The sequence below is a fragment of the Sphingopyxis sp. genome (assembly GCF_019459305.1).
Classification (GTDB): Bacteria; Pseudomonadota; Alphaproteobacteria; order Sphingomonadales; family Sphingomonadaceae; genus Sphingopyxis.
Genome location: NZ_JAIBES010000039.1, coordinates 1 through 15,863, shown reverse-complemented (window position 1 = coordinate 15,863; position 15,863 = coordinate 1). Strand labels below are relative to the sequence as shown.

Below are 15,863 nucleotides of genomic sequence, written 5' to 3'. Positions count from 1 at the left end.
GGCATGGCGCCGCCGCGCATCGAAAAGATCATCACCGCGCTCGATGTCGGGTCGTGGAAGGTGTGCGCGCTGATCGCGGGACAGACCGCCGACGGCCAGTTGCACGTGCTCGGCACCGGGCAACGCGAAAGCCGCGGGGTCCAGCGCGGCTATGTCGCCGACATGGAGCAGACCGAGCATATCGTGCGCGAGGCGATCGAGCAGGCCGAGCGCATCGCCGGGCTCAATATCGATGACGTCTGGGTCAGTTTCTCGGCGGGCGGGTTGCTCAGCGATGTGGCGCCGATCGAAAGCGAGCTTGGCGGCCACCGCATCGAGAAAGAAGACATCGACGACCTGCTCGCCGCGGGTCGTGCCGGGATCGATCCCGAAGGGCGGATGATCCTCCACGCGCAGCCCGCGCTCTACACGCTCGACGGGCTGACTGGGGTCAAGAACCCGATCGGACTCCACGCCGACCGGCTAGGGGTCGATATCCATATCATCATGGCCGACGGCGCCCCGGTGCGGAACCTGGAGGCGGCGGTGCGGCAGGCGCATCTTGACGTGAATGCGGTGGTCGCGTCACCGATCGCGGCGGGGCTGGCGTGCCTGTCGGACGAAGAACGCGACCTCGGCGTCGCGCTAGTTGAACTCGGCGCGGCGGTGACGACGGTTTCGCTCTATGCCGGTGGCATGCTGGTTGAAATGGCGTCGCTGCCTTTTGGCGCCAGCGACATCACCGACGACATTGCCTCGGCCTTTGGCATCCGGCGCAGTCAGGCGCAGCGGCTCCAGAGCTTTTACGGCTCGGCCTCGGCCAGCCCGCGCGACAATAACGAGATTATCGAGCTGGAACCCGGCGCGCCGACAATCGGCGATGCCCCGCGTATCACCCGCGCGCAGTTGGTGACAGTGATCCGTCAACGCCTCGACGCGATGATGGGAGAGATTGGCAGGACGCTGAAAGACCTGCATTTCGTCGGCCCGATCGGGCGTCAGGTCGTGCTCGTCGGCGGCGGAGCCGACCTGAAAGGCATCGCCGATTACACCCAGAGCGCGCTCGGGCGCGCTGCGCGTGTCGGGCGACCGCGCGGGCTGCACGGTCTGCCCGATGCGCACAGCGGCCCCGCTTTCGCGACGCTCGCCGGTCTGGTTCTGTATGCCGCGTCGGACCCGGTCGACCTGCGCGATCTCCCTATGATGTCGCAGGATGTCTATCGTCCGGCGAGCACTTCGATCCTGCATCGGTTGATGGCGGCCCTAAAAAGCAGTTTTTAGCGGTGAAACGCGAAAAAAGGTTAATTTTTTGGGTGATTCCCCGGTCACAATAGTGCAATGCGGGGTAAGAAAACCGGGCGGCGGGACACCCGCTCGTTTGGGTCGCAAGGTTGGGGAAGCGGCACCTGTCCGCCGCTGCAGGGAGACTTTTTGATGAGCATCAATATTGGCCCACCGCAGGTCGACGAGCTGAAGCCGCGGATCGCGGTAATCGGCGTCGGCGGCGCGGGTGGCAATGCCATCGCGAACATGATTGCGGCGCGGGTCGAGGGGGTCGACTTCATCGTTGCGAACACCGACGCGCAGGCGCTGAACGCGTCGCCCGCTGAGCGGCGCATCCAACTGGGGACCCAGATTACCCAGGGGTTGGGCGCTGGTTCGCGGCCCGAGGTTGGCCGCGCGGCGGCCGAGGAAAGCATCGCGCAGGTCGAAGAAGCGCTGAACGGCGCGCATATGTGCTTCATCGCCGCGGGCATGGGCGGCGGTACCGGTACCGGTGCGGCGCCTGTGATCGCCAAGGCGGCGCGTGACCGCGGCATCCTGACCGTCGGTGTCGTGACCAAGCCCTTCACCTTTGAAGGCCAGCGCCGGATGCGTTCTGCGGACTCGGGCATTACCGAGCTGCAGGAGCATGTCGACACGCTGATCGTCATTCCGAACCAGAATTTGTTCCTGGTTGCCAATCCGAACACGACCTTCAAAGAAGCCTTCACCATGGCGGATGAAGTGCTGCAACAGGGCGTGCGCGGGATCACCGACCTGATGGTCATGCCCGGCCTTATCAACTTGGATTTTGCCGACGTACGCAGCGTGATGCGCGAAATGGGCAAAGCGATGATGGGCACCGGCGAAGCCGAAGGCGACGGCCGTGCGCTCGAAGCTGCGCAGAAAGCCATTGCCAACCCGCTGCTCGACGGCGTGTCGATGGCGGGCGCCAAGGGTGTCATCATCTCGATTACCGGCGGCGAGGACATGCGCCTGATGGAGGTCGACGAGGCCGCGAACCATATCCGCGAGTTGGTCGATCCCGACGCCAACATCATCTGGGGCAGCGCGTTCAACGACAGCCTCGACGGCAAGATCCGCGTGTCGGTGGTTGCGACCGGCATCGATAGCAGCGGCTCAATGGCAGCGCAGGCCTCGCCCGCGACGCGCAGCTTCTCCTTTGCCCCGGCGCGCGCCGCGACCACTGCGCCGGTGGCCGAAGAAGCCTTTGAACCGGTCGTCGAAGAAGAGGTGGTTGCAGAAGTTCCCGTCGATGACGCGCATGAACCGTCGCCCGGCTTTTCGTTGAGCGAAACGGTTGAAGCCGAAGCGCCTGCGGTCGGTGAAGAGCCGATGGAATTGTCACAGGTCGCCGCGAGCTATGACGATACGTCCGACGAACTTGTCCTCGATGCTCCTGAGGCACCCGTAAGCGACTATCGCACGGTGCCGGCATCGGCCATCGATGCGGCGGCTGGTGAAGAATCGCCCGCCCGCTCGATCGGCGGTGGTACCTTGTTCGAGCGCATGTCGCGCCTGTCGCGTGGAGCCACTCCGCCCGAGGGTGAGGCGGCTGATAAGGAAGAGGGTGTCGACATCCCACGTTTCCTGGGGCGTCAGAACAACCAGTAACGGGGCTGTAAACGGCTGCCTGCAGGGCACGGCAGACCGGAGATCGGGATGATTTGCCCATGCGGCAAGCGAAAATGACGGCGAAGCCGACACGCGCGCGGCTCTGCGCCCGTGCGTTCGGCGCGCTGCTTCTGGGGCTCGCGGCGGCGCCTGCCTCCGCGCAGGTGACGCCGCCCGATGCCGCGACCAAGGCGGCGATGGAAAAACGCACCGCGGCGCGGACTCTGCTGTCGTCGGCGCTTGCCCGCATCGCGTCGAACCATAGCGATCCCCGCGCATTGCTCGACGCCGGGCGGGCGTCGATCGAACTTGATGATTATCGTGCGGCTTTGGGGTTTCTGGTCCGTGCCGAACAGGCGAGCCCGCGCGATGGGTCGATCAAGGCGGCGCTTGGGTCGGCGATGGTGCATATGGAAAACCCGACCCGCGCGCTCGACTATTTCGGCGAAGCGCAACTGCTCGGTGCGCCGGAGCGGCTGTTCCTGTCTGACAGGGCGCTGGCGCGCGACCTGCTCGGCCAGCAGGATGCAGCGCAGCGCGATTATCAGCTGGCGCTGTCAATTGCCCCGAATGACGAACTGACCCGGCGCTTCGCGCTGTCACTCGGGATCACTGGCGAGGCTGACCGTGCGATCCAGATGCTCACCCCGCAACTGCGCGCCCAGGATCGCGGCGCCTGGCGGCTGCGCGCGATGATCCTGGCGATGAACGGTCGCGACGGCGAGGCCACCGAAATCGTCAATGCGACGATGCCACCCGCGATGGCGCAGAATATCCTGCCCTATCTGACCCAGATGGACCGGCTCAATCCCGCGCAGCAGGCCGCCGCGGCGCATTTCGGGCGTTTCCCCAACGGCCAGCTCGGGCCGAAGCGCAAGCCCGTGCAGATGGCGGCCGCAACGCCGCCTTCGGCGCCCCCCGCTGCATCGGGCAAGCGCGCGTCGGCCAGCACGAAGCGTCTGCCGCCGGCGTCGGTTGCCGCCTCCGCGCCTCCGACCTCGACTGCCAGCTCCCGACCACTCGGACCGGCCTATGCCCAGCCGCGGACCCCTGCCACTCCGCCGACCACTGTAGCGACGCCGGCGCGCCCGGCGACGGTCGCATCATTGACAGTGAACCCCACCCCCCGGACCGCGTCACCGCGACCGACTGTAGAGAATTCATTTCCCGCCGCTGGCGGCCCGGCGCCGACCGCAGTTCGGGATGGACCGACGCCGGAAAATCCTTTCCCCGCCGCTTCGAAGCCGACACCGGCGAGTGTGGAGGTTTCATCAAGGGCGGCGACTGAATCGATCGCCGCGGCATTGGCGGCAGCGCCGGTCGGCACGAATCCAACCCAATCGGCCGACCCTGTCGGACCCGGCTTCTCGATTGCCGACATCGGTGGTGGTGCCGCGGGCGCCTCCACGACCGTGCCACGGTCGACGCTTCGTACAGCAACTGTCGCGGCCGCGCCGTCCGCCACTGTTTCCGCGCCCCTCGCCTCGCTCGCAGATATTGTCGGCTCGATCGAAATTCCGCCTGAAGAGCTGAGCCAGCCCGAAAATGCAATCGGTGCCGAAACGCTGGCCAAATTGCTCGAGGACAAGCGCCGCGCCGACGCTGCCGAGCAAGCGAAACGCGAAAAGGATGCGGCGGCGACAAGAGTCAAGGCCGAAGCCGACGCCAAGGCCAAGGCCGAAGCCGCCGAGAAAAAGGCGCATCCGGCGCGCACCTGGGTTCAGATCGCGACCGGCGCCAATCCCAAGGCGCTGGCGTTCGACTATAATCGCTTCGCCAAACGCAACGCCGCGCTGTTCAAGGGCAAATCGGGCGGCACCGCCGACTGGGGCCAGACGCGGCGCCTGCTGGTCGGACCGTTCGCCAATCGCAAGGCAGCCCAGACATGGCTCGATGACTATAAAAAGGCGGAGGGCGACGGGTTTCTGTTCAACAGCGAGGCGGGCGAGGCCGTCGATCCGATCAAGTGACCGTCGCCGCCTGTGCCAGCAACCCGGCGCAAAGCCGCGGGCGTCGATATGAAGAAACGGGCCGCGTTGTGCGCGGGCCGCGCGACGATTTTCAGCGCGACCGCGACCGCATCATTCATTCGATTGCCTTTCGCCGCCTGCGTCATAAGACGCAGGTGTTCGTTGCCCCCGACGGCGACCATTACCGCGTCCGCCTGACCCACAGCATCGAGGTCGCGCAGATCGGGCGGGGGATCGCCCGCGCGCTGGGGCTGAATGAAGATCTGACCGAGGCGCTCTGCCTTGCGCACGACATCGGTCATCCGCCCTTTGGTCATGCGGGCGAAGATGCACTCAAGGCGGCGATGGCGCACCACGGCGGCTTTGACCACAATGGCCACACGCTGCGCACATTGGCGGCGCTTGAATGTCCCTATCCGCGTTTCGACGGGCTGAACCTGACGTGGGAAACGCTCGAAGGTCTGGCAAAGCATAATGGTCCGGTGACCGATCCCGGCTGGGCGCTCGCGGCCATCGATGGTGATTTCGCGCTCGACCTTGGCAGCCACGCCAGCCTGGAGGCGCAGATTGCGGCGGTTGCAGACGACATCGCCTATGACAATCACGACATCGACGACGGGCTGCGCGCGGGCCTGCTCGATCTCGATCAGTTGATGGAGCAGGCGTTCGTCGCCGCCAATTTCCGCGCCGTCGAAGCTCGCTTCCCGGGCGCACCGCGCGACCGCTTGCTGCGCGAACTCGTCCGCGACCAGATCGGGGTGATGGTCAACGACGTGATCGCCGCGACCACGGCCAATGTGGCGGCGGCTGACGTGGCGAGTGTCGCCGAGGTCCGCGCCGCGGGCCGCTCGCTCGGCGGGTTTTCGCCCGAACTCGCGGCCGAGGAGCGCGAACTCAAGCGCTTCATGTACGCCAACCTCTATCACCACCCCGAACAGGTCGCCGCCGCCGCCGCCGCGAACGAGGTCGTCGGGCGGCTGTTCGGCGCCTATGCCGACGACCCGCGCCTGATGGGCGAGGATTGGTCGGCCCGTCTGCCCGGCGAAGAATGCGCGACAACCCGGCATATAGGCGACTATATCGCCGGGATGACCGATCGTTTCGCCATCGACCGTTACGCCGAGATTTTTGGGCGCCCCGCGGTGCCCGAAGCGTTGGCGCATGTCTGACCCACTGATCGTTGGCGCGACCGGACTGGTTGGCAGCGCCGTGATCGACGCGTTCGGGAGCAGGGGCGTCACGGTCGTCGCCCGCCGCCCGGTCGAAGGGCTCGCACCGCACCACGCCGAACGCGTGGCGCCGCCCGACAACTGGCCCGACATCATCGCCGCCGAACGACCTGCGGTATTGATCTGTTGCCTCGGAACCACGATCCGCCAGGCCGGGTCGCAAGCGGCGTTCCGCGCCGTCGACCATGACCTGATCCTCGCCGCGGCGCGCGGTGCCCGGCAAGGCGGCACGGCGCAAATGATCATCGTCAGCTCAGTCGGGGCGTCGGCGAAAGCGGGCAATTTCTATCTGCGCACCAAGGGCGAGACCGAGGATGCGCTGCGCGCGCTCGGGTTCGCGCGGCTCGACCTGATCCGCCCCGGCCTGCTGCTCGGCGATCGGTCCGCGCCGCTGCGGCTGGGTGAGGGGCTGGCGATGATCGCGGCGCCGTTGGCCGATGCTTTGCTGCACGGGTCGTTCCGCCGCTACCGCGCGATTCATGGCGCGACGGTGGCCGCCGCGATCGTTGCGCTCGTCGGCCAAGACGGTTCGGGCGTGCATATCCACGAAAACGACGCAATCCGCGCGCTCGCCGATTGACTCCGTTTAAGGGCAGCGCCAAGGCTCGGGTGTCTGTCGGGTTTCGCAAGGGATTCGACCGGCCGCGCGGGAGAGCGTGAGGGCAGGGCAACCGGCGCCTCACCACCGAAGGAGCAACCGCCCCGGAAACTCTCAGGTCAGCAGGACCGCGCAGGCTGGAACGGACACTCTGGAAAGCGTTCCGGCTGTCGGCTGGAGCCACCGAAGGGGTAACCCCGCACTTTGTTGCCGGGGGAAAACTCTCAGGTTCCCGTGACAGAGGGGGCATGGCGAAAGGCGCGGCACCCCGCCGCGCATCCGCCGTGCAACCGCGGGAGACTGACATGACCGAAACCGAACAGCTGGACGAAGACGTCGCGATCGAAGCCGCGACCGAAGTGCTGCCGCTCGATGCCTGGCATCGCGCGAAAGGCGGCCGGATGGTCGAATTCGCCGGTTACTGGATGCCGATCCAGTATGAAGGCATCATGGCCGAGCATCTGTGGGTCCGCGAACACGCCGGACTGTTCGATGTCAGCCATATGGGGCAGTTGGCGCTGTCGGGCGACCAGGTCGCCGAAGCGCTCGAAACCCTCGTTCCCGGCGATATTTCGGCGCTGAAGCCGGGCCGGATGCGCTATTCCCTGCTGCTCGACGAGGATGGCGGCATTCTCGACGATTTGATGATCACCAACGAGGGTGATCAATATGGCATCGTCGTCAACGGCGCGGTGAAGTGGGAAGATATCGGGCATCTGCGCGAAAACCTGCCCGACGACATCACGCTCAACCATAATGAGGATTATGGCCTGCTCGCGTTGCAAGGCCCAAAAGCCGTGGATGCACTGGCACGGCTGGTGCCCGAGGCCGCAGGACTGGTGTTCATGCAGGCGACGCGTGCGACGTGGAACGGCCATGCGATCGCGATCAGCCGCTCCGGCTATACCGGCGAGGATGGCTTTGAAATTTCGCTGCCCAATGAGGTGCTGACCGCTTTTTCTGACGCGCTGTGTGCGATGGATGAAGTGAAGCCGATCGGGCTGGGCGCGCGCGATTCGTTGCGGCTGGAGGCGGGATTGCCGCTTTATGGCCATGATCTTGACCCGACGATCGATCCGGTCGAAGGCGATCTGGCGTTCGCGATCAGCAAGCGCCGCCGCGAGGAAGGCGGCTTTCCCGGCGCGGCGCGTATCCTTGGTCACCTCGCCGACGGCAGCCCGCGCAAGCGCGTCGGCCTCCTTGTCGACGGCAAAATGCCAGTGCGCGAGGGTGCCAAGCTGTTCGACGGCAACACCGAAATCGGGGTCGTGACCTCGGGCGGGTTCGCGCCCAGCGTCGGCGCGCCGATCGCGATGGGCTATGTGCCGACCGGTCTGTCCGAACCTGGCACCGCGATCGCTGCCGAAGTGCGCGGCAAGCGGGTCGCCTGCACCGTCGCGGCCATGCCCTTTGTTCCGCATAATTATGTTCGTAAAACAGGAGCTTGATCGATGCCGCGTTATTATACCGAAGAGCATGAGTGGATCGATGTCGATGGTGACGTCGCAACGGTCGGCATTACCGATTTTGCGCAGGGCCAGCTTGGCGACATCGTGTTCGTCGAGGTGCCCGACACCGGCGCCGAGCTCAGCCAGGGCGGCGATGCCGCGGTGGTCGAATCGGTGAAGGCAGCGAGCGACGTCTACGCTCCCGTCGATGGCACCGTGACCGAAGGCAACAGCCAGCTCGAGGAAGACCCGGCACTCGTCAACTCGGACCCCGAGGGAGAAGGCTGGTTCTTCCGCCTCGCCCTCAGCGACAAGAGCCAACTCGACGGGCTGATGGACGCCGCCGCATACAAGGCGTTCTGCGACGCGCTGTAGAGTCGAGCCCCCGCTTGCGGGAGGGGGTTAGGGGAGGGCCTGTCGGGGGACAGGCTTCTCCCTCGAACAGGTTCTCCCCCGGTCCCTCCCGCGCAAGCGGGAGTGGGGAGAAAAGCAATCGCCACCGAACATGCCCTCGCCAATTGCCGCCTGATGGTGGCGACACCCATCTATGAAGGGGCGCAGGGCACCTATGTCCGCGCGGCGCTGGCGCTGGCGTTGCGCGCGCAGGCGATGGGCATTTCGGTGCGGTTCGAATTCATCCTCTACCAGCCGTCGATCACCCGCGCGCGCAACATGCTCAACGCGATGTTCCTCGCCAGCGATTGCACCCATCTGCTGTTCATCGATGCCGACATCGATTTTTCGGCTGACGATGTGTTCTCGCTGATCCGCGCGATGGAGGCGAACCCCGATTGCGGGGTGCTGGGCGGCGCCTATCCGCGGCGGATGATCAATTGGGCCAATGTCGCGCGTGCGGTCGAACAGGGGCTGGGCAAGGTTAATCCCGCCGATCTCGCGCGCTACACCGGCGACTTCGCGCTGCATTTCCTGAACCCCGAGCAGAGTTTCAAGATGACTGACCTCGTCGAGCTAACGCGGCTCGGCACCGCGATGATGCTCATCCGTCGTGCGGTGCTCGACGGCATGGCGAAGGCGATGCCCGACCTCGTTTTCCGGCCCGACCCCGCCGAGCGGCAGGCGCATGGCGTTGGCGATATCGTCCCCGCGTTTTTCTGTCCCTATATCGAGCCCGAAAGCCAGGCGTTGCTCTCCGACGACTATGCCTTTTGCCGCCGCGTTCGCGACGCGGGTTTTCGCATCTGGCTCGCGCCATGGATCCGCACGACCCACGCCGGTCCGGCGATTTTCTCCGGTACCCTTGCCGATACCGTCCAGCTTTTTTCCGAAAAACCAGCTTCTTCTGCGGAGTAGTTCATGCGTTACCTTCCCCTGACAACCAATGACCGCAGCGCAATGCTTGCCACCATCGGTGCGGCGTCGATCGATGATCTTTTCGCCGATGTTCCCGTCGATGCGCGGCTCGATGGGCCAATCGCCGATCTGCCGCTGCACGCCAGCGAACTGGCGGTCGAGCGTCATATGGCGGCGCTGTCGCGCCAGAACCGCGCTGCGGCCGACGGGCCGTTTTTCCTCGGTGCCGGTGCCTATCGCCACCATGTTCCTGCCAGCGTCGATCATCTGATCCAACGCGGCGAGTTCCTGACCGCCTACACCCCGTATCAGCCCGAAATCGCGCAGGGCACGCTGCAGATGCTGTTCGAATTCCAGTCGCAGGTCGCCCGCCTGCTCGGCACCGACGTCGCCAATGCATCGATGTACGACGGTTCGACCGCCTGCTGGGAAGCGATCGTGATGGCACGGCGGATCACCAAGCGCGGCAAGGCGCTGCTGTCGACCGGGCTGCATCCGCATTATCGCAGCGTCGCGCGCACGATGGCGAAATATACCGGCGACGTGCTCGTCGATGGCGATCCCAGCCTCGACGCCGGGACCGATTGGGCGGCACTCGCGGACAGTATCGACAAGGAAACAAGCTGCGTTGTCGTCCAATATCCCGACATCCTCGGTCGCATCGACGATATGACCGCGCTGGCCGCGGCGTGTCAGGCCGCGGGGGCGTTGCTGATCGCGGTGGTCACCGAACCCGTCGCGCTCGGCCTGATCAAAGCGCCGGGTGAAATGGGCGCCGACATTGTGGTGGGCGAGGGGCAGTCGATCGGCGTCGGGTTGCAATTCGGCGGGCCTTACGTGGGCCTGTTCGCGTGCAAGACCAAATATGTCCGCCAGATGCCGGGCCGCCTTTGCGGCGAGACGGTCGATGCCAATGGCAAGCGCGGCTTTGTGCTGACGCTGTCGACGCGCGAACAGCATATCCGCCGCGAAAAGGCGACGAGCAATATCTGTACGAATTCAGGGCTCTGTGCGCTCGCCTTCAGCATTCATATGACATTACTGGGCGAGGCGGGGCTACGCCAGCTCGCCGCGATCAACCATGGCCGCGCCAAGCAAGCTGCCGCCGAACTGGCCAATATCCCGGGTGTGTCGGTACTCAACAACAGCTATTTCAACGAATTCACCCTGCTGCTGCCGACCGAAGCGCGGCCGGTGATCCATAAGCTCGCCGAGCGTGACATTTTGGGCGGCGTATCGCTGGGCCGTCTCTATCCCGCCAACGCAGACCTCGCGAACGGCGTCGTCGTTGCGGTCACCGAAACCGTGACCGCCGCGGATATATCCGCCTTCGCCGCCGCTCTGAAGGAGGTGCTGGCATGACCGCACTCAACCCCGGCGGCTGGCGCCCCGAAATGATCGCCGCGGGCGGTGCCGATGACAGCACCACCTTCACCGGAAACCGCGCGCTGATGCTCGAGGAAGCGCTGATCTTCGAAATCGGCTCGGCCGAAACGACTGGCGTCGATTTCGACGAAACAGCATTCGCCGCCGATCTCGGCCCGCTGGCGCGCACCGCGCCGATCGGCCTGCCGGGGCTAAGCGAAGCCGAAACGGTGCGCCATTATACGCGCCTGTCGCGGCAGAATTATGCGATCGACCTTGGCCTGTTCCCGCTGGGCAGCTGCACGATGAAGCATAACCCGCGTCTCAACGAAAAGGTCGCGCGGATGCCGGGCTTTGCCGACGCGCATCCATTGCAGCCGCAGGAGACGGTACAGGGCGCCTATGCGGTGATCCACGAACTCGCCGAATGGCTGATCACGCTGACCGGCATGCACAGCGTCGCAATGTCGCCCAAGGCGGGCGCGCATGGCGAGTTGTGCGGCATCCTCTGCATCAAGGCGGCATTGGAAGCGCGCGGCGAGGACCGCCGCGTCATTCTGGTCCCGGAAAGCGCACACGGCACGAACCCTGCGACCGCGGCATTCGCGGGCTTCGCGGTCGAGGATATTCCGGCAACCGAAGCGGGCCGCGTCAACCTCGCAGCGCTCAAGGCGCGGCTTGGCCCCGACGTCGCAGGCGTGATGATCACCAACCCCAATACTTGCGGGCTGTTCGAGCGCGACATGAAGGCGATTTCGGACGCGGTGCATGCGGCAGGCGGTTATGTCTATTGCGACGGCGCCAATTTCAATGCGATCGTCGGCCGCGTGCGCCCCGGAGACCTCGGTGTCGATGCCATGCACATCAATTTGCACAAGACCTTCTCGACCCCGCACGGCGGCGGTGGACCAGGTTCGGGGCCGGTGGTGCTGTCCGAAGCACTCGCACCCTTCGCGCCTTTGCCGTTCGTGACCAAGCATGCCGAAGGCTTCCGCCTGATCGAAGAGGAAAGCGCGGGGGAGGATCATCCGCAAACCTTTGGCCGCATGACCGCGTTCCACGGCCAGATGGGCATGTTCACCCGCGCGCTGACGTATATCCTCAGCCACGGTGCCGACGGGCTCAAGCAGGTCGCCGAGGATGCGGTGCTCAACGCCAATTATGTGTTGCGCAGCCTGGAGGGCGTGCTCGACGCGCCGTTCGCGACGTCGGGGCCGTGCATGCACGAGGCGCTGTTCAGCGACAAAGGCCTCGCCGAGGGCTTCTCGACCCTCGACATCGCGAAGGGGCTGATTGACGAGGGATATCATCCGATGACGGTCTATTTCCCGCTCGTTGTCCACGGCGCGATGCTCGTCGAGCCGACCGAGACCGAGAGCAAGGCGGCGCTCGACCAGTTCATCGGCGCGCTGCGCAGCATTGCGATGCGTGCGAAAAACGGCGACCCGGCGCTCAAATCCGCCCCGCATTTTGCCCCCCGCGCGCGGCTTGACGAGACCGCCGCGGCGCGCAAGCCGATCCTTGCCTGGAACGAGCCCGCCGCCGCACCCGGCACCCCCGCGCCGAGCGAGATCGGCGGCAGTTGAGCGAAGGAGGCGACAGCGGCGCGAAACGCACGACGGCGGGCTGTCTGGCCGGCGGAGCGTTGTTCGCGGTCGTCTTGGTCGCGGTCTGGCTCGCCGCGATCACGCTGTACGGGCTGGTTGTCGAACAATGGGAGTTGATCGAGGTGCGCCGCGAGTTCAGCTACGGCTGGGCTTTCGTCTATGCGCCGCTGATCGCGCTCGGGGCGGGACTCGCCGCGGCCTTCGCGGCGACGCGGCGACTGCCCGCGGCGCGTATGACGCTGCTGATCGTCACGACCGGGCTGGTCGCACTGTTCGGCGGGATCGTGCTGTTCGGGCTTGGCGGGTTGATATAGGCTGTGGTCAACCGAAACGTCGGCAGCGTGCGCGCGTAAGACGCATGTCGCGGAGACGGATCGCGTTTTGCGTTTAGGGGAGGGACGACAGATGACTTGGGATACGATCTTTCTGCTCGCCAATTATTGGGCGTTCGCCAGCTGGATCGCGCTGGCGTTCCTTCCGCGCGGTCCGAAAATCCTGGCTGTAATCCTCTATGCCGGGGTGTTCCTGCTCTGCCTCGCCTACACCGTGATGATTGTCGGGTTCCTCAGCGGCGGGATCGATCCCGGCGGCCCTGGCGGCGGCAATTTCACGACGCTGGCGGGGGTCATGAAACTGTTCGACAGCCCCGGCGGCGCGACTTTGGGATGGACGCATTATCTGGCGTTCGACCTGTTCACCGGCATGTGGATCGCGCGCGATGCGGACAACAAGGGGTTCAGTCGCGTCGTGCAGTTCCCATTCCTGTTTCTGACCCTGATGGTCGGCCCCGTCGGGCTGCTCGCATGGCTGATCGTCCGCGAACGCCGCGCACGGGCGCAGGCCAAAGCCTGATGGCATCGTCACCGCCGTGGATGCCCAGCGACGGCGGCAGCGACGACAAGCGCCACGCCCCGGCGACGCTGCGCAACCGCGATGCGATCGCAGCGGTGCTCGCCGAGTGGTTGCCCGCGACGGGCACCGTGCTGGAGGTCGCAAGCGGATCGGGCGAACATGTCGTCCATTTCGCCGCGGCCTTTCCAACGCTGGACTGGCAGCCGAGCGATCCCGATCCGGCCGGACTGGTTTCGATCGCGGCATGGTGCGCCGACGCGGGGCTTGCCAATATCGCGCTGCCGCTGGCGCTCGACGCGTCTGTCGGGGGCTGGCCGATCGACCGCGCCGACGCGATCCTTTGCATCAACATGGTGCATATCAGCCCGTGGGATGCGACCCTTGGACTGTTGGCGGGCGCGGCGCGATTGCTGCGCACCGGTGCGCCGTTGATTCTTTACGGCCCTTATGTCGAACCCAATGTGCCGACCGCGGACAGCAATATTGTCTTCGACGCCAGTCTTCGCGCACGCGATCCGGCGTGGGGGTTGCGTAACATTGATGACGTCAAGGCGGCCGCCGCCGACGCGGGCCTGAGCTTCATGGAGCGCCGCCCAATGCCTGCGAACAACCTGATGCTGCTGTTCCGCCGCACCTGACGTTGCTGACAGGGTTGTCGATACGCGCTTTACGTGCCACGCGCAGCCGCTAGCCTTTCCCCAATTGCACGCAAAAGATGCGATTCGAGGAGAGAGAGTTCATGCCCCGCGACGTTTCGGAGCTTTTCACATTCGACGAATTCCTGACCCATTGGGCCAGCGAGCGCGCCGACCGCGTCGCGCTGCGCGAGGAAGGCCGCGTTTACACCTATGCCGAACTCGACGAAGCGACCGCGAAAGTCGCGTCGGCGCTGTTCGCTGCGGGGCTGCAAAAGGGCGACCGGATCGCGTGGATCGGCAAGAACAGCGACCTCTATTTCATCCTCTTCTACGGCGCCGCGCGCGCCGGTATCGTGATGGCGCCGATCGGCTGGCGCCTGTCGCCGACCGAATGGGCGTTCATTGTCAACGACACGCAGGCGAAGATGGTGTTCGGGGGGCCGGGGTTCGACACGCTCGCCGATCAGCTTGCCGGTAAGCTCGACCATGCCCCCACCATCGTCGGTGCCGCCGAGGCGCGAGTGATGATCGACGGCGCCGCGCGGACCGCATTCGTGCCATCGGGCACCGATGATGCGGTGCTTCAGCTTTACACTTCGGGCACGACCGGCAACCCCAAGGGCGCCGTGCTGTCGAACCGCAACTTGTTCGCGCTGCGCAAACATTCCAGCGACCTCGACATGCCCTATACGAAATGGGACGATGACGAGGCGGTGCTGGTTGCGATGCCGTGCGCGCATATTGGCGGCACCGGGCTGGGTATCATGGCGCTGGCGGCAGGACTGCCCGGTATCATCCTGGCCGAGTTCAACCCCGAGGGGGTGTTCGACGCGGTCGAGCAACATGGCGTGACGCGCTTTTTCATGGTTCCCGCGGCGCTGCAATTCCTGCTGATGCACCCGCGCTGCGCCAGCGTTGATTACAGCCGCCTCAAATATATCCTCTACGGCGCCGCGCCTATCCCGCTCGAATTGCTGCGCCAGTGCATCCAGATGTTCGGGGCGCAGTTCATTCAGGCATATGGGATGACCGAAACAACCGGCACCATTTCGATGCTGCCGCCTGAGGACCATGATCCGGCGGGCAATGCGCGGATGCGATCGGCGGGCAAGCCGCTGCCGGGGGTCGAGATCAGGATCCTTGGCCCCGAGGGCGAGGAAGTCCCGGTCGGCGACGTTGGCGAGGTCGTCACGCGATCCTCGAACAACATGCTGGGGTATTGGAACCTGCCCGACGCGACCGCCAAGACGGTCAGCGCCGACGGCTGGATCCGCACCGGCGACGCCGGCTATCTCGACGAAGACGGCTATCTGTTTATCCACGACCGGATGAAGGACATGATCATTTCGGGCGGCGAGAATATCTATCCCGCCGAGGTCGAAAGCGCGATTTTCGGCCACCCCGCGGTGCAGGAGGTCGCGGTTTTCGGCATCCCCGACGACAAATGGGGCGAAAGCGTGAAGGCCGTATGCGTCGCCAAGCCGGGCATGACGGTCGACGAAGCCGACATCATCGCCTGGGCGCGCGAGCGCATTGCGCCGTTCAAATGCCCGCGCAGCGTTGATGTGATTGATGCTTTGCCGAGGAACGCGAGCGGCAAGATTTTGCGCAAGGATTTGCGGGCGCCTTATTGGGCGGGGTATGAGCGGATGGTGAATTGAGCGGCGGTAAAACGACCGATTGAGGACTTGGCACGTTCTTCCTCTCTCCCGTCGAGGAAGAGATACGAAGGCTCGGCAGCTTTGCTGCCTAGCCGCAGTTGAGAGGGGATTTTTCGTCCGCTGGCGCTTCACCCCCAAGCTTCTCTAGCTTCTGACCGAGCAAAGCTGCGCTATCCTCTCCCTCAAAGGGAGAAGAGTTCATGTCCGTTTTCCATCCAAAGCCGATATTTCGTCGAGTTGCCGCAGCGTGATGGCGCGACTGTGTAATGCCCGGGCATCGAAAAGGGGGGGGGGGGGGGGGGGGGGG

The 15,863-nt window shown here is 65.2% G+C and carries 14 protein-coding genes and 2 riboswitches; all 14 genes read left to right on the top strand.

Going from position 1 to position 15,863, the window contains the following annotated elements:
• Positions 1-3: 3 nt before the first annotated feature.
• The 14 genes from ftsA to K0M74_RS04220 all read left to right on the top strand — a co-directional run bounded on the left by ftsA (position 4) and on the right by K0M74_RS04220 (position 15,556).
• Positions 4-1,260 (top strand): cell division protein FtsA, encoded by a 1,257-nt coding sequence (ftsA, locus tag K0M74_RS04285; RefSeq protein WP_293968436.1) that lies wholly within the window; start codon positions 4-6, stop codon positions 1,258-1,260.
• 153 nt (positions 1,261-1,413) lie between these two features.
• Entirely contained in the window at positions 1,414-2,877 is a 1,464-nt protein-coding gene (ftsZ, locus tag K0M74_RS04280) for a cell division protein FtsZ (RefSeq protein ID WP_293968434.1), read from the top strand.
• A gap of 74 nt (positions 2,878-2,951) precedes the next feature.
• Positions 2,952-4,847: an SPOR domain-containing protein gene (locus tag K0M74_RS04275; RefSeq protein ID WP_293968432.1), complete on the top strand. Its 1,896-nt coding sequence runs from the start codon at positions 2,952-2,954 to the stop codon at positions 4,845-4,847.
• Positions 4,844-6,016, top strand: coding sequence for a deoxyguanosinetriphosphate triphosphohydrolase (locus K0M74_RS04270; protein ID WP_293968430.1), 1,173 nt, complete (start codon positions 4,844-4,846; stop codon positions 6,014-6,016). Before K0M74_RS04275 ends, K0M74_RS04270 begins: the two co-directional genes overlap by 4 nt.
• Positions 6,009-6,656 carry an NAD-dependent dehydratase gene (locus tag K0M74_RS04265; protein WP_293968428.1) on the top strand — a complete coding sequence of 216 codons (648 nt, stop codon included), beginning with the start codon at positions 6,009-6,011 and terminating at the stop codon, positions 6,654-6,656. Before K0M74_RS04270 ends, K0M74_RS04265 begins: the two co-directional genes overlap by 8 nt.
• Positions 6,657-6,713: 57 nt before the next feature.
• Positions 6,714-6,815: riboswitch (glycine riboswitch) on the top strand.
• Positions 6,816-6,925, top strand: a riboswitch (glycine riboswitch). It abuts the riboswitch before it with no gap.
• A gap of 54 nt (positions 6,926-6,979) precedes the next feature.
• Positions 6,980-8,122, top strand: coding sequence for a glycine cleavage system aminomethyltransferase GcvT (gcvT, locus tag K0M74_RS04260; protein ID WP_293968426.1), 1,143 nt, complete (start codon positions 6,980-6,982; stop codon positions 8,120-8,122).
• Between the two features lie 3 nt (positions 8,123-8,125).
• Positions 8,126-8,497, top strand: coding sequence for a glycine cleavage system protein GcvH (gcvH, locus tag K0M74_RS04255; protein WP_293968424.1), 372 nt, complete (start codon positions 8,126-8,128; stop codon positions 8,495-8,497).
• Positions 8,498-8,650: 153 nt separating this feature from the next.
• On the top strand, positions 8,651-9,433 hold the full coding sequence (locus tag K0M74_RS04250; RefSeq protein WP_293968422.1) for a hypothetical protein: 783 nt from the start codon (positions 8,651-8,653) through the stop codon (positions 9,431-9,433).
• Between the two features lie 3 nt (positions 9,434-9,436).
• A complete protein-coding gene (gcvPA, locus tag K0M74_RS04245) occupies positions 9,437-10,795 on the top strand; it encodes an aminomethyl-transferring glycine dehydrogenase subunit GcvPA (RefSeq protein WP_293968420.1) in 1,359 nt (452 codons plus the stop codon).
• 32 nt (positions 10,796-10,827) lie between these two features.
• Complete coding sequence (gene gcvPB / locus K0M74_RS04240) at positions 10,828-12,384, top strand: aminomethyl-transferring glycine dehydrogenase subunit GcvPB (protein WP_293968491.1); 1,557 nt, start codon at positions 10,828-10,830, stop codon at positions 12,382-12,384.
• Positions 12,381-12,719 carry a hypothetical protein gene (locus K0M74_RS04235; protein WP_293968418.1) on the top strand — a complete coding sequence of 113 codons (339 nt, stop codon included), beginning with the start codon at positions 12,381-12,383 and terminating at the stop codon, positions 12,717-12,719. Before gcvPB ends, K0M74_RS04235 begins: the two co-directional genes overlap by 4 nt.
• 91 nt (positions 12,720-12,810) lie before the next feature.
• Complete coding sequence (locus K0M74_RS04230) at positions 12,811-13,257, top strand: ABA4-like family protein (protein WP_293968416.1); 447 nt, start codon at positions 12,811-12,813, stop codon at positions 13,255-13,257.
• Entirely contained in the window at positions 13,257-13,895 is a 639-nt protein-coding gene (locus tag K0M74_RS04225) for a DUF938 domain-containing protein (protein WP_293968414.1), read from the top strand. Before K0M74_RS04230 ends, K0M74_RS04225 begins: the two co-directional genes overlap by 1 nt.
• A gap of 101 nt (positions 13,896-13,996) precedes the next feature.
• Positions 13,997-15,556 carry a fatty acid--CoA ligase gene (locus K0M74_RS04220; protein ID WP_293968412.1) on the top strand — a complete coding sequence of 520 codons (1,560 nt, stop codon included), beginning with the start codon at positions 13,997-13,999 and terminating at the stop codon, positions 15,554-15,556.
• Positions 15,557-15,863: the final 307 nt, after the last annotated feature.